Annotated in this window: 10 protein-coding genes and 1 tRNA gene; 10 read left to right on the top strand and 1 reads right to left on the bottom strand. The window is 72.8% G+C overall.

The features are described 5' to 3' along the window. The first annotated feature begins 17 nt into the window (after positions 1 to 17). The 3 genes from ABZ449_RS19015 (at position 18) to ABZ449_RS19005 (ending at position 3,750) form a co-directional block, all read left to right on the top strand. Positions 18 to 1,655, top strand: coding sequence for an MFS transporter (locus ABZ449_RS19015; RefSeq protein ID WP_360347006.1), 1,638 nt, complete (start codon positions 18 to 20; stop codon positions 1,653 to 1,655). 81 nt (positions 1,656 to 1,736) lie between these two features. After that, the gene (locus ABZ449_RS19010; protein ID WP_360347004.1) at positions 1,737 to 2,663 is read left to right on the top strand and encodes a carbohydrate kinase family protein; all 927 of its coding nucleotides are present in this window, start codon (positions 1,737 to 1,739) and stop codon (positions 2,661 to 2,663) included. 130 nt (positions 2,664 to 2,793) lie between these two features. Further along, positions 2,794 to 3,750 (top strand): serine protease, encoded by a 957-nt coding sequence (locus tag ABZ449_RS19005; RefSeq protein WP_360347002.1) that lies wholly within the window; start codon positions 2,794 to 2,796, stop codon positions 3,748 to 3,750. A gap of 163 nt (positions 3,751 to 3,913) precedes the next feature. Here the strand turns inward: ABZ449_RS19005 and ABZ449_RS19000 are convergent. Then, positions 3,914 to 3,985: transfer RNA gene (locus ABZ449_RS19000), tRNA-Arg, on the bottom strand. A gap of 178 nt (positions 3,986 to 4,163) precedes the next feature. Between ABZ449_RS19000 and ABZ449_RS18995 the strand changes: the two genes are divergently transcribed. The 7 genes from ABZ449_RS18995 (at position 4,164) to rho (ending at position 14,445) form a co-directional block, all read left to right on the top strand. Then, complete coding sequence (locus ABZ449_RS18995) at positions 4,164 to 4,580, top strand: response regulator (RefSeq protein ID WP_360347058.1); 417 nt, start codon at positions 4,164 to 4,166, stop codon at positions 4,578 to 4,580. Positions 4,581 to 4,715: 135 nt separating this feature from the next. Continuing rightward, the gene (argS, locus tag ABZ449_RS18990) at positions 4,716 to 6,377 is read left to right on the top strand and encodes an arginine--tRNA ligase (RefSeq protein ID WP_360347000.1); all 1,662 of its coding nucleotides are present in this window, start codon (positions 4,716 to 4,718) and stop codon (positions 6,375 to 6,377) included. Positions 6,378 to 6,466: 89 nt separating this feature from the next. Beyond that, positions 6,467 to 7,858, top strand: coding sequence for a diaminopimelate decarboxylase (lysA, locus tag ABZ449_RS18985; RefSeq protein ID WP_360346998.1), 1,392 nt, complete (start codon positions 6,467 to 6,469; stop codon positions 7,856 to 7,858). Positions 7,859 to 7,996: 138 nt separating this feature from the next. After that, complete coding sequence (locus ABZ449_RS18980; protein ID WP_049655891.1) at positions 7,997 to 9,289, top strand: homoserine dehydrogenase; 1,293 nt, start codon at positions 7,997 to 7,999, stop codon at positions 9,287 to 9,289. Positions 9,290 to 9,299: 10 nt separating this feature from the next. Then, complete coding sequence (gene thrC / locus ABZ449_RS18975; protein ID WP_360346996.1) at positions 9,300 to 10,448, top strand: threonine synthase; 1,149 nt, start codon at positions 9,300 to 9,302, stop codon at positions 10,446 to 10,448. Between the two features lie 362 nt (positions 10,449 to 10,810). Then, positions 10,811 to 11,749, top strand: a complete 939-nt coding sequence (thrB, locus tag ABZ449_RS18970; RefSeq protein WP_360346994.1) for a homoserine kinase — start codon at positions 10,811 to 10,813, stop codon at positions 11,747 to 11,749. A 602-nt stretch (positions 11,750 to 12,351) separates the two neighbouring features. Next, a complete protein-coding gene (gene rho / locus ABZ449_RS18965; protein ID WP_360346992.1) occupies positions 12,352 to 14,445 on the top strand; it encodes a transcription termination factor Rho in 2,094 nt (697 codons plus the stop codon). The last annotated feature ends 55 nt before the right edge of the window (positions 14,446 to 14,500 follow it).

Below are 14,500 nucleotides of genomic sequence, written 5' to 3'. Positions count from 1 at the left end.
ACCGGAAGGCTCGACCAGTGACTGTGCAAACCGCCACCGGTCACGGTCATGAGGACGCGGACCGGCGCCGCTGGTGGGCGCTGGCCGTCATCGCCACCGCCCAGCTCATGATCGTGCTCGACATCACCATCGTGAACATCGCACTGCCGTCCGCCCAGCGGGACCTGGGCATCTCGGACGCCGACCGGCAGTGGGTGATCACCGCCTACACGCTCGCCTTCGGCGGTCTGCTGCTGCTCGGCGGCCGGCTGGGCGACCTCTTCGGCCGCAAGCGCGTCTTCACCGTCGGCCTGCTGGGCTTCGCCCTGGCCTCCGCCCTCGGCGGCGCCGCGGTCGGCCCGGCGATGCTGTTCGGCGCCCGTGCCCTCCAGGGCGCGTTCGGAGCCCTGCTCGCCCCCTCCGCGCTGGGGCTGCTCTCCACCACCTTCTCCGATCCACGGGAACGCAGTACGGCCTTCGGCATCTTCGGCGCGATCGCCGGCGGCGGCTCCGCGATCGGCTTCATCGCCGGCGGCCTGCTGACCGAGTACCTGAACTGGCGCTGGTGCCTGTTCGTCAACGTGCCGATCGCCATCGTCACCGCCTTCGCGGCGTTCAGCGTGCTGCAGCGCGACCACGTCGGGAAGGGCCGCCGGATGCCGCTGGACCTGCCCGGGGCGCTGCTCGGCTGCGGCGGCCTGCTGGCGATCGTCTACGGCACCTCCGAGGCCGTGACCAGGGGCTGGAGCGACAGCCTGGTGATCGGCTCGCTGGTCCTGGGCGTGGCGCTGCTCGCGGGGTTCGTCCTGGTCGAACGGCGCACCGCGCACCCGCTGCTGCCGCTGCACATCGTCGCCGACCGCAACCGCGGCGGCGGAGCGCTCTCGATCGGCCTGGCGATGGTCGGCATGTTCGGCACGTTCCTGTTCCTGACGTACTACCTCCAGGCCATCAAGCACTTCTCGCCGATCGTGTCGGGCCTGTCCTTCCTGCCCATGACGTTCGCCATCGTGCTGGCTTCGACGGGCTTCGCGGCCCGGCTGATGACCAGGGTGCCGTCCCGGTACCTGATCGGCCCGGGGCTGGTGCTCGCCGCGAGCGGCCTGGCCTGGCTGACCCAGATGCGGGTGGACAGCGCGTGGGCCGCCATGGTGCTGCCCGCCGAGCTGCTGATCGGCTTCGGCATGGGCATGGTGTTCATGCCGGCCATCAGCCTGGCCACCCTCGGGGTCGCCCCGAACGAGGCCGGCGCGGCCTCGGCCACCATCAACTCGGCCCAGCAGGTGGGCGGTTCGGTCGGCACCGCGCTGCTGAACACGGTCGCCGCGAGTGCCACCGCGAGCTTCCTGGCCACCCGGGTCGCCTCCGATCCGGCGGTGCAGGCGCAGGGCGCGGTGCACGGCTACGTCGTCGCGACCTGGGTGGCGACGGGCGTCCTGCTGGTGGCCGCGCTGGTCGCGGTGCTGATGATCGACCACCGGCCGGCGCCCGGTGAGGCGACCGCCGTCGAGGGCGGTGCCACTGCCGGAGCGGACGCGGCGGCCGAGGCCGTGCCCGCGGTGGACGGCCGGCCGACGGACCTGCGGGCGGCGGCCGCGGCCGACGTCAGGGCCAACGTCCGGCCCGCGGGCGAGGTCCGGGCGCAGGCCCGGGCGGAGCGGCCACCCACCGATTGAAATTTGCAGCAAGGTCTTGCAGTCAACCTCCGGTGCCTGCTTGACTCCTGGCCACCGTCCAGGGATCAAGGAGGCGCCGCCGTGCTGTCCGAGAACGAGACCACGCCGCCCGAGTTCGACCTGCTCGTCGTCGGCGGCGCCGGGGTGGACACCATCGTCCGGGTCGAGCGGCTGGAGATCCCGCCGGGCGACTCGCAACTCGTCGAACCGGTGCGGGACTACGTCGGCCACACCGGCAACGGCGTCGCCCTCGGCGCCCACCACCTCGGCCTGCGCACCGCGTTCATCGACTTCCTCGGCGACGACGCCCAGGGCGACCTGATCCGCGCCCACTACGCGCGCCACGGCCTGCACTTCGCGCACCTGGTGAGCCCGCACGGCACCCCGCGCGGGGTCAACCTGGTGGACGCGGCCGGCCGCCGGTTCTCCTTCTTCGACGCCCGCCACCCCGCCGAACTGCGGCTGCCGCGCGAGCTCTACCTGCCGTACGCCGAGCGCAGCCGGCACGTCCACCTGTCCATCACCGGCGTCAACCGGGACATGTACGGCGACCTGCACCGCCTCGGCCGCACCACCTCCACCGACCTGCACGACTGGGACGGCGCCGACCCGTACCGCCGCGACTACGCGCTCGGCTCCGACCTGGTCTTCCTCTCGGCGGCCGGCTGCCGCGGCCGGCACGAGGAGGTGATGCGCGCGATCCTCGCCGAGGGGCGCGCGCGGGTGGTCGTCGCCACCGACGGTGCCGAGGGCTGCCACCTGCTGACGCGGGACGACGCCACGCCGCACCACCTGCCGGCCGTCGACCCGGGCCTCCCGGTGGTGGACAGCAACGGCGCCGGGGACGCCTTCGTCACGGGCTTCCTGTACGCCTGGTTCCAGGGCCGTTCACCACTGGACTGCGCCCGGGCCGGTACGGTGGCCGGGGCCCACGCCTGCACCGCCGCCGGGACGCACACCGCCTTCGTCGGAGCCGCCGACCTGGATGCGGTGCTCGCCGGCCCGTGATGCCGCGGGGCGCGGTCGGACGACGGGTTTCTCATCGAGCTCCAAGGAGCCCGTCACGTCCTTTCCAGGCTGAGGCGTCACAGTCGTCGACCGAACGCCGTCCCCGATCGCCCCGGCAGGAGAAACAGGCATGGGCAAGCACCGCCGCCAGAGGTCGCGCCGCCGCGGACTCCTGGCCCCGTCCCTGCTCACCGCGCTGTCCGCGGTGGCGGTCGCCGCCGTCCTGACCGGGACGCACGGGCTGGACCTGTCCGACGCGACGGCCGCCGGGAAGGCGGCCCGCAGCACCCGCGCCGCCGCGCCCGCCCCGGCCACCGACCCGGCGGCGGCCACCCCGGTCGCGGTCCCCACGCCCTCCGCGGCCGCGACCCCGACCGTCGCCCCGGCGACGGCCGACCCGGCCACCGCGACGCCCGCCCCCGCCCGCGGCCTTGACCTCGGCACCACCGGCCCGGCCCCGGCCGGGGACCGCGAGACCGGGACGGTCGGGGCGCTGTTCAGCGGCGCCCCGGCGGCCGGCAACCACTTCTGCACCGCCAGCGTGCTGCACAGCGTCACCGGCAACCTGCTGCTGACCGCCGCGCACTGCCTCGGCAGCACCGACGGCGTCACCTTCGCCCCCGGCTACCGCGACGGCTCCGCCCCGTACGGCACCTGGCAGGTGACCGCGGTCCACACCACCGCCGGCTGGTCCCAGAAGGGCGACGTGGACGAGGACTTCGCGATCCTGGAGACCGCCCCCAGCAACGGCCGCAACGTCGAGGACGTGGTCGGCGGCAACCGGCTGGGCGCCGACGAGCCGTTCGACGCCACCGTCCGGCTCTACGGCTACCCCGCCGACTCCGAGACGCCCCTGCTGTGCACCAACACCACCGGGCAGCAGAGTGCCTACCAGCGGGTCGTGCACTGTCCGGCCTACCCGTCCGGCACCAGCGGCGGCCCCTGGATCAACACCGCCACCGGTGACGTGATCGGCGCGATCGGCGGCTACCAACAGGGCGGCGACACCGACGACATCTCCTACAGCGCCTACTTCGACCACACCATCGCGGAGCTGTACGCCCAGGCCGAGACCGGCGCGGCCTGAGCCCGTCGGGGCCCGGTCGCGCGCCCGGGCCCCACCCGTGCGGTGCCGGGTCCGGAACACGACGGGCCCGGAAAACGACGAAGACCCAGATCCGTGGATCAACTCCACTGATCTGGGCCCTGGTGACACCCTTGCAGCTACACTCTCGCAATCGCTGCGTGAGTGCCCCCGGTAGGATTCGAACCTACGCACCCGCCTCCGGAGGGCGGTGCTCTATCCCCTGAGCTACGGGGGCCTGTCGGCCTGTCGGCTGCTCGCGCTTCCGACGTGGAGAACACTACCAGGCTTCGGAGGCGGTCCGTGCACGGGTTTCCCGGAAGCCCGCCGGGCGGCGCGGGCGGGCGGGGGAGCGGAAGTGCCCAAAGGCCGGACGGGGCGCCGGGGCCGCCGATACCCTCGGTGAGGTGTCGGGAGTGTCCGGGCGGGTCCTCGTGGTGGACGACAGCGAGGTGATCCGCCAGCTGATCAGGGTCAACCTTGAGCTCGAAGGCTTCGAGGTGGTGACCGCCGCCGACGGCGCCGAGTGCCTGGAGGTCATCCGCCGGGTGCGGCCCGACGTGGTGACGCTGGACGTGATGATGCCGCGGCTGGACGGCCTGCGGACGGCGGCCCGGCTGCGCGCGACCCCGGACACCAGCCGGCTGCCGATCGCGATCGTGAGCGCCTGCACCCCGGCGGACCTCGACCTGGGGGAGACGGTCGGGGTGGACGGCTACCTCGGCAAGCCCTTCGACCCGGCCGATCTGGTGGCCCTGGTGCGGCGTCTGATGCGACTCCCCGGGCCGCCCGGGGCGCAGGCCGACGAGCAGGCCGGCGGGGCCGGGCGCTGAACGGTCCGACCTCGTTCGCCCTGAGCGAACAGAGCCCACCGATCGCGGCCGGGGCCCCGTAACGACGGCGCACCGGCGTCTCAACCGGTAAACCGAGTGGCGGGCGGGCACCCCGTCTCGCCTACGCTTGGCGTCGTGACCCCCGCAGACCTTTCCCAGGCAATCCAGGCCGCCGTGAGTTCCGCCGTCGAGGCGGGCGAGCTGGCCGTCGCCGTGCCCGAGCACGTGACGGTCGACCGGCCCAAGAACAGGGACCACGGCGACTACGCGACCAACGTGGCCCTCCAGCTCGCCAAGGCGGCCGGCAAGCCGCCGCGAGCCGTTGCCGAACTGCTGGTCGAGCGCCTGCGAGGGATCACCGGCGTCGCCAAGGTCGACATCGCCGGTCCGGGCTTCCTGAACATCACCCTGGACACCGCCACCGCCGGTGCGCTGGCGCGCACCATCGTCGAGGCGGGCGAGGCCTACGGCCGCAACGACGCCCTCCAGGGCCTGAAGATCAACCTGGAGTTCGTCTCCGCCAACCCGACCGGCCCGATCCACATCGGCGGCGTCCGCTGGGCCGCCGTCGGCGACTCGATGGCGCGCGTGCTGCGGGCCTCCGGCGCCGACGTCACCACCGAGTACTACCTCAACGACGCCGGTGTGCAGATCACCAAGTTCGCCGCCTCGCTGCAGGCCGCCGCGAACGGCCGCGAGGTGCCCGAGGGCGGGTACGTCGGCGAGTACATCGTCGACATCGCCAAGGCGCTCACCGAGGCCGTCCCGGGCGTGCTCGACCTGCCCGAGGCCGAGCAGCTCCAGGTCTTCCGCACCGAGGGCCTCAAGCTCATGGTCGCCGAGATCCAGCGCTCGATGAACGAGTTCGGCACCCACTTCGACGTGTGGTTCTCGGAGAAGACGCTGCACGACTCCGGCGCGGTCGAGAAGGCCATCGACCGGCTGCGCGAGCAGGGCCACGTCTTCGAGCAGGACGGCGCGGTCTTCCTGCGCACCACCGAGTTCGGCGACGACAAGGACCGCGTCCTGATCAAGGCCGACGGCGACAAGACCTACTTCGCCGCCGACGCCGCGTACTACCTGTCCAAGCGGGACCGCGGCGCCGAGGTCGCGCTCTACATGCTGGGCGCCGACCACCACGGCTACGTCAACCGCCTCAGGGCCATCTCGGCCTGCGCGGGCGACGACATGGACCACAACATCGAGGTGAAGATCGGCCAGTTCGTGAAGATGCTTCGCGACGGCGAAGAGGTCCGCATGTCCAAGCGGGCCGGCAACATCATCACGATCGACGACGTGGTCGAGTGGATCGGCGTGGACGCCGCCCGCTACACCCTGGCGCGCTCCTCCACGGACTCGACGATCACGCTGGACATCAACCTGCTGACCAGCCAGACCAACGAGAACCCGGTCTTCTACGTCCAGTACGCGCACACCCGGATGTGCGGCGTCGCGCGCAAGGCCGCCGAGCTGGGCGTGGACAAGGGCACGGCCGAGCAGTTCAAGCCCGAGCTGCTCGCCACCGAGTGGGAGTCCGACGTGCTCGGCCACCTCGCCGAGTTCCCGCGTGTGCTGGCCACGGCCGGCGAGCTGCGCGAGCCGCACCGGGTCGCGCGCTACCTGGAGGACCTCGCGGGCAAGTACCACCGCCTGTACGAGAACTGCATGTTCCTGCCCAAGGGCGACGAGGAGCTCAGCGACACGCACCGTGCCCGCCTCTGGCTGGTCGAGGCGACGCGCACCGTGCTCGCCAACGGGCTCACGCTCCTGGGCGTGACGGCGCCCGAGCGGATGTAGGCACCACCCCCAAGCGCACAGCGGGGGCGGCTGACGGTCAACGGGGACCGTCGCCGCCCCTCGCCATAGGTCTCGAAGGACGAAACAGCATGAGCCGTTCCGCACACCCGGCAGGTCCCCGCCACGGTGACGTCCTGCCCGAGGGCCACTACCAGGCCCCGCCCGCCGACCTGAACGCGCTCGACCCCAAGGTCTGGTCGCGCACCGTCGCCCGGAACGCCGAGGGCGTGGCCACCGTCGGCGGCGTCGACGTCAAGCGGCTGGCCGCCGAGTTCGGCACCCCCGCCTACGTGCTGGACGAGGAGGACTTCCGCTCCCGGGCGCGCGCCTGGCGGGACGCCTTCGGCACCGAGGCGGACGTCTACTACGCCGGGAAGGCGTTCCTCTCCAAGGCCGTCGTGCGCTGGCTGCACGAGGAGGGCCTCAACCTCGACGTGTGCAGCCCGGGCGAGCTGGCGGTCGCGCTGGCCGCCGGGATGCCGCCGCAGCGGATCGCGCTGCACGGCAACAACAAGTCGGCGGACGAGCTGGAGAACGCCGTGAAGACCGGCGTCGGGCACATCGTGGTCGACTCCTACGAGGAGATCGAGCGCCTGGCCGCGATCGCCGCCCGCCAGGGCGTGCGCCAGCCGGTGCTGATCCGGATCACCGTCGGCGTCGAGGCGCACACCCACGAGTTCATCGCCACCGCGCACGAGGACCAGAAGTTCGGGCTGTCGTTGACCGGCGGCGCGGCCGCCGAGGCGGTGCGCCGGGTGCTCGGCCACGACAGCCTGGAGCTGCGCGGCATCCACTCGCACATCGGCTCGCAGATCTTCGACATGGCCGGCTTCGAGGTGGCCGCCCGCCGGGTGGTCGGCCTGCTGGCCGGGATCCGCGACGAGCACGGCGTCGAGCTGCCCGAGATCGATCTCGGCGGTGGCCTCGGCATCGCGTACACCAGCGAGGACGACCCGCGCGAGCCGGCCGAGATCGCGGCCGCGCTGGCCGACATCGTCCGCCGCGAGTGCGCCGCCGCGAACCTGGACACCCCCCGGCTGAGCGTGGAGCCGGGCCGGGCGATCGTCGGCCCGACGGCGTTCACGCTGTACGAGGTCGGCACCGTCAAGCCGCTGGAGGGCCTGCGCACCTACGTCAGCGTGGACGGCGGGATGTCCGACAACATCCGCACCGCGCTGTACGACGCCGAGTACTCGGTGGCCCTGGTGTCGCGCACCAGCGACGCCGAACCGATGCTGGTGCGGGTGGTCGGCAAGCACTGCGAGTCCGGCGACATCGTCGTCCGGGACGCCTTCCTGCCGGCCGACCTGGCCGCGGGCGACCTGATCGCGGTGCCCGCCACCGGCGCCTACTGCCGTTCGATGGCGAGCAATTACAACCACGCCCTCAAGCCCCCCGTGCTCGCCGTCAAGGACGGTGCGGCGCGGGTGATCGTCCGGCGCGAGACGGAGGAGGATCTCCTGCGTCTGGATATCGGATGACGAAATCCTTGTCTCAGATCATGGAACGACCGTAGATCCGTACGGAAAGTCCCGGAGACTGGTACGGACCGAAGTTCCCGGCGGTCCAGGAAAACCCGCCGGAAATTACCGAAGCAGATGAATGCAGAGCGGAGTCGGATGATGCGTACGCGCCCGCTGAAGGTGGCGTTGCTGGGTTGTGGTGTGGTGGGCTCCGAGGTGGCGCGCATCATGACGACGACGGCCGACGACCTCGCCGCTCGCATCGGTGCTCCGGTCGAGCTGGCCGGGATCGCGGTCCGCCGCGCCGGGCGGACCCGCCCGGGCGTCCCCGAGCACCTGATCACCACCGACGCCGAGGCCCTGGTCAACCGGGGCGACATCGACGTGGTGGTCGAGGTGGTGGGCGGCATCGAGCCGTCCAAATCGCTGATCCTGTCCGCCTTCCGGCAGGGCGCCTCGGTGGTCAGCGCCAACAAGGCGCTGCTCGCCAAGGACGGCACCGAACTGCACGCCGCGGCCGCCGAGGCCGGCGTGGACCTGTACTACGAGGCCGCGGTGGCGGGCGCGATCCCGCTGCTGCGCCCGCTGCGCGAGTCCCTCGCGGGCGACAAGGTCAACCGGGTGCTGGGCATCGTCAACGGCACCACCAACTTCATCCTCGACAAGATGGACACCACCGGCGCCGGCTACTCGGAGGCGCTGGAGGAGGCCACCGCGCTGGGCTACGCCGAGGCCGACCCGACGGCCGACGTCGAGGGCTTCGACGCCGCCGCCAAGGCCGCGATCCTGGCCGGCATCGCCTTCCACACCAAGGTCACCGCGGCGGACGTCTACCGCGAGGGCATCACCGAGGTGACCGCGGCCGACATCGCCTCCGCCAAGGAGATGGGCTGCGTGGTCAAGCTGCTCGCGATCTGCGAGCGGGCCGCGGACGGCGAGTCCGTCACCGCGCGCGTCCACCCGGCGATGATCCCGCTGTCGCACCCGCTGGCCTCCGTCCGCGAGGCGTACAACGCGGTGTTCGTCGAGGCCGAGGCGGCCGGCCGGCTGATGTTCTACGGCCCCGGCGCGGGCGGCTCGCCGACCGCCTCCGCGGTGCTCGGCGACCTGGTCGCGGTCTGCCGCAACAAGCTCGCCGGCGCGACCGGCCCCGGTGACTCGGTGTACACGCGGCTGCCCGCCAAGCCGATGGACGAGGTCGTCACCCGCTACCACGTCAGCCTGGACGTGGACGACCGCGCGGGCGTGCTCGCGCAGGTCGCGTCCGTCTTCGCCGAGCACGGCGTGTCCATCGACACCGTGCGCCAGCAGGGCCGCGACGGCGACGCCTCGCTCGTCGTGGTCACCCACCGTGCCACCGACGCCGCGCTGTCGGCGACGGTCGACAAGCTCCGCGCGCTGGACAGCGTGCGGGACGTGGCCAGCATCATGCGGGTCGAAGGGGAATAAGGAACCAGCCATGAACGCCGTTGCCGAGAACGTCGTCCGAGGCGCGCACACCCACCAGTGGCGCGGCCTGATCGAGGAGTACCGGGACCGCCTGCCGGTCACCGCGGCCACCCCGGTGGTCACCCTGTTGGAGGGCGGCACGCCCCTGGTCCCCGCCCAGGTGCTCTCCGAGCGCACGGGCTGCGAGGTCTACCTCAAGGTCGAGGGCGCCAACCCGACCGGCTCCTTCAAGGACCGCGGGATGACGATGGCCATCTCCAAGGCCAAGGAGGAGGGCGCGCAGGCGGTCATCTGCGCCTCCACCGGCAACACCTCGGCCTCCGCCGCCGCCTACGCGGTGCGGGCCGGGATGGTCTCCGCGGTGCTCGTCCCGCAGGGCAAGATCGCCCTCGGCAAGATGGGCCAGGCGCTGGTGCACGGCGCCAGGATCCTGCAGGTCGACGGGAACTTCGACGACTGCCTCACCCTCGCGCGCGACCTGTCCGAGAAGTACCCGGTGGCGCTGGTCAACTCGGTCAACCCGGTGCGGATCGAGGGCCAGAAGACCGCGGCCTTCGAGATCGTCGACATGCTCGGCGACGCCCCGGACATCCACGTCCTGCCGGTCGGCAACGCGGGCAACATCACCGCGTACTGGAAGGGCTACCGCGAGTACTCCCGCCCGTCTCCCGCCGCCACCCTTGACGGAGGCGCTACGCGCCGCATCCTCCCCGGCCTCGCCACCCGCACCCCGCGGATGTGGGGCTTCCAGGCCTCCGGCTCCGCCCCGATCGTGGACGGCGCGCCGGTGCTCAATCCGCAGACCATCGCCACCGCGATCCGGATCGGCAACCCGGCCTCCTGGGACTTCGCGCTCGCCGCGCGGGACGAGTCCGGCGGCCTCATCGACAAGGTGACGGACCGTCAGATCCTGTCCGCCTACCGGCTGTTGGCCTCGCAGGAGGGCGTCTTCGTGGAGCCCGCCTCGGCCGCCTCGGTGGCCGGTCTGCTGGCCAAGGCGGAGGCCGGTCTGGTCGACCCGGGCCAGCGGATCGTCTGCACCGTGACCGGCAACGGCCTGAAGGACCCGGACTGGGCGGTGGCCGGCGCGCCGCAGCCGCAGGTCGTCCCGATCGACCCGGAGGCGGCCGCCCGCAGCCTCGGACTGCTCGACCGGTAACGGATTCCGACACGTCGACGGGCCGACCCTTTCGGGGGTCGGCCCGTCGGAATTCTCCGTTGACACTTTTGTGTCAATCGGGCCGCGCACCGCGATCCCTTTCCGCCCCTCCCCCCGGCGGTGGGGGTGCGCAATCCGGCCAGAACCGGCAACACACCAGATCGAAGGCCCACGGGGTGTACCGCTGGGGAACCTCTCTTCGATACTCTGGCCTCGGCCGTGTGGCACATGCCCCGGGCCCGGCGGGCCCGGGCCGCACCGACCGCCGCGACCGACCGCCCCCGAGGGGCCGCGGTCCGTTCCCCGCCCTCGCACCGACGACGCGCTCCGCGCCGCCCGATTTCCCCAGGAGAGTCCACCGCATGGCCGGTCCTGCGTTCCGTGCCGCCGCCGTCCGGGTCAGGGTTCCCGCGACCAGCGCCAACCTCGGCCCGGGCTTCGACGCCTTCGGGCTCGCGCTGGGTCTGTACGACGACGTCGTCGTCCGGGTCGCCGACTCCGGGCTCTCCGTCGACATCGCCGGCGAGGGTGCCGAGACGCTGCCGCGCGACGAGCGCCACCTGCTGGTCCGCTCGATGCGCGCCGCCTTCGACCGGCTCGGCGGCCAGCCGCGCGGCCTCGAAGTGGTCTGCGCCAACCGGATACCGCACGGCCGCGGCCTCGGCTCCTCCTCGGCCGCCATCTGCGCCGGCATCGTGGCCGCCCGCGCGGTGACCATCGGCGGCCCGTCCGCGCTGGACGACGACGCGCTGCTGGCCCTCGCCTCCGAGCTGGAGGGCCACCCGGACAACGTCGCGGCCTGCCTGCGCGGCAACTTCACCATCGCCTGGACCGACGAGGAGTCGGCCAAGGCGGTCGCGCTGGAGCCGTCCGAGCAGGTCGTCCCGGTGGTGTTCGTGCCGGCCGGCGAGGTGCTCACCGAGACCGCGCGCGGGCTGCTGCCGAAGACCGTCCCGCTGGCCGACGCGGCCGTCAACGCCGGCCGCTCCGCACTGCTGGTGGAGGCGCTGACCAGGCGCCCCGAGCTGCTCCTCGCCGCCACCGAGGACCGGCTGCACCAGGACTACCGCGCCTCCGCCATGCCGGACAGCGCCGCCCTGGTCGGCGCCCTGCGCGCCGAGGGCGTCCCCGCGGTCATCTCCGGGGCCGGACCGACCGTCCTGGCGCTCACCGACGAGGCGGGCGCCGACAGGGTGCTCTCCTTCGCCGGGCACCACGGCCACGGCGGCGACCCGGCGTTCGCCGCGCACCGGCTGGACGTCGACCGCACCGGGGCCGTCGTGCTCCCGCTGGAGGTCTGACCAGCCCGGACGGGCCGCTCGGGCCCCGGCGCCGGCACCCCGCCGAGCCGGGTCCGGCGGACACGATTGGCAAGCGCAAGGCTGGGGAATGTCTGAGGGGGTCGGTAGTGTTAACCTCATTGCTGCACCAGGTGCCCTCCGGGGCTAGGTGCGCCGCGTCCCGATCCCAGCACTCCACGGCAGTGGAGTCCCGGCGATGCACGGGGCGACGATTCTCCGGGAGCCCACCGCAGCGCGTACGCAGCCTGCCTGCGCGACATGCGGCCGCATCCCGAAGCCGTGACGGCACCTGACTCCCACCCGCGGCCTCCCACCTAGAGGCCAGGACGGGCGGAGCGCGGCCACCGTCACGCGACGGGGGCCCGGGATTCGCAGGGAGCGTGGGGGTTACGCCCTCAGGGGAGGTCGACACACGACCGGCCCACGCGCCACTCAGCACCACCGTGCTTCAAGCACCGCACCTCGTACGTAGCTCTCCCTCGACGGGCTCCCGCCATTCGAGGGATCACCGCCTCGGACCGACGCAGTCGAGCGTTGGTCAGGACAGCACAACCGGTCGCCGAGCCAGACAGGCCGACGTCCGCTCCAGGGAAGGACCCTTAGTGAGCGACTCCACCGATCTGATGGGCGCGCGCCCGGACGCCGACGCGTCGGACGCAGCCGCCGCCCCCGCCGCTCCGGCGCGCCGCCGCCGCAGCGCCGCCGCGGGCTTGGACGGCATGGTCCTGGCCGAGCTGCAGAAGCTCGCCGCGGACCTTGGCATCACCGGTACCGGACGCATGCGCAAGAGCCAGCTGATCGAGACCATCAAGGAGAAGAGCGGCGGGGACCCGCTGCTCGCCGCCGGTGGCACCGCCCCGGCCGCCAAGCGCACCGCCGCCAAGGCGGACGCCGAGGCCCCGGCCGAGAAGCCGGCCCGCCGCACCAAGGCCGCCGCCAAGACGGCCGAGGCCCCGGCCGCCGCCGAGCCGCAGGCCCAGATCGAGATCCCGGTCCAGGCCGCCGCCGAGACCGCCGCGCCCGCCCGTACCGAGCGCACCCGCCGCCGGGCCACCTCGGCCGCCGGCGCGCCCGCCGCCCCGGCCGCCGAGGCCGAGACCGCCACCGTCGCGGTCGCCGAGCCGAAGCAGGCCGAGGCCCGCCCGGCCGAGACCCGCGGCTTCGAGGGTCGTGAGGACGGCCGCGAGAGCCGTCGTGACCGCCGCGAGCGGCGTGAGCGCCGCGAGGGCACCGAGCGCACCGAGCGCACCGAGCGCCAGGACGCCGGCGAGGCCCAGGACGGCGAGGGCCGCGAGTCGCGCCGCGACCGCCGCAACCGCCGTGAGCGCGCCGACCGCCAGCCCCAGCAGGGCGGCGGCCAGCAGCAGGGCGGCCAGGTCGACCAGCAGGGCCGCCAGGCCCAGCCGGCCCAGCAGCAGCCGCAGGTCCAGCAGGGCGGCTACGAGGACGACGAGTTCGGCGAGGGCCGCCGGGGTCGGCGCGGGCGCTACCGCGACCGCCGCGGCCGCCGCGGCCGCGAGGGCTTCGAGGCCGGCCCCGTCGAGCCGCAGATCGGCGAGGACGACGTCCTGATCCCGGTCGCGGGCATCCTCGACATCCTCGACAACTACGCGTTCGTGCGCACCTCCGGCTACCTGCCGGGCCAGAACGACGTGTACGTCTCGCTCGCCCAGGTCCGCAAGAACGGCCTGCGCAAGGGTGACGCCATCACCGGCGCGGTGCGCCAGCCGCGCGAGGGCGAGCGCCGCGAGAAGTTCAACGCCATGGTGCGGCTGGACTCCGTCAACGGCATGGACCCGGAGAGCGGCCGCGGCCGCCCCGAGTTCAACAAGCTCACCCCGCTGTACCCGCAGGAGCGGCTGCGCCTGGAGACCGACCCGGGCGTGCTGACCACCCGGATCATCGACCTGGTGTCGCCGATCGGCAAGGGCCAGCGCGGTCTGATCGTCGCGCCGCCGAAGACCGGCAAGACCATGGTGCTCCAGGCGGTCGCCAACGCGATCACCCACAACAACCCCGAGTGCCACCTGATGGTCGTCCTGGTCGACGAGCGTCCGGAAGAGGTCACCGACATGCAGCGGTCGGTGAAGGGCGAGGTCATCTCCTCGACCTTCGACCGCCCGGCCGAGGACCACACCACCGTCGCCGAGCTGGCCATCGAGCGCGCCAAGCGCCTCGTCGAGCTGGGCCACGACGTGGTCATCCTGCTGGACTCGATCACCCGCCTCGGCCGCGCCTACAACCTGGCCGCGCCGGCCTCCGGCCGCATCCTGTCCGGTGGTGTCGACTCGACCGCGCTGTACCCGCCGAAGAAGTTCTTCGGTGCCGCGCGCAACATCGAGAACGGCGGCTCGCTGACCATCCTGGCCACCGCGCTGGTCGAGACCGGCTCGCGCATGGACGAGGTGATCTTCGAGGAGTTCAAGGGCACCGGCAACATGGAGCTCAAGCTCGACCGGAAGCTCTCGGACAAGCGCATCTTCCCGGCCGTCGACGTGGACGCCTCCAGCACCCGCAAGGAGGAGATCCTGCTCGGCAACGAGGAGTTGGCCATCGTCTGGAAGCTGCGCCGGGTGCTGCACGCGCTCGACTCGCAGCAGGCGATCGAGCTGCTCCTGGACAAGATGAAGCAGACCAAGAGCAACGCCGAGTTCCTGATGCAGATCGCCAAGACGACCCCCGGCTCCGGCGACTGACCGTAGCCGCAGGGCTGTCGAAGCACGGAACCCCGGATCGCGCGAGCGGTCCGGG

The sequence above is a fragment of the Kitasatospora sp. NPDC005856 genome (genome assembly GCF_040629945.1).
Lineage (GTDB): Bacteria > Actinomycetota > Actinomycetes > Streptomycetales > Streptomycetaceae > Kitasatospora.
This window is presented reverse-complemented; position numbering and strand designations above follow the sequence as displayed.

Bases quoted from the DNA above. Each gene is read 5' to 3' on its own strand.
- ABZ449_RS19005 (WP_360347002.1), top strand. From the start codon at position 2,794: ATGGGCAAGCACCGCCGCCAGAGGTCGCGCCGCCGCGGACTCCTGGCC.
- lysA (WP_360346998.1), top strand. From the start codon at position 6,467: ATGAGCCGTTCCGCACACCCGGCAGGTCCCCGCCACGGTGACGTCCTG.
- ABZ449_RS18980 (WP_049655891.1), top strand. From the start codon at position 7,997: ATGATGCGTACGCGCCCGCTGAAGGTGGCGTTGCTGGGTTGTGGTGTG.
- thrC (WP_360346996.1), top strand. From the start codon at position 9,300: ATGAACGCCGTTGCCGAGAACGTCGTCCGAGGCGCGCACACCCACCAG.
- thrB (WP_360346994.1), top strand. From the start codon at position 10,811: ATGGCCGGTCCTGCGTTCCGTGCCGCCGCCGTCCGGGTCAGGGTTCCC.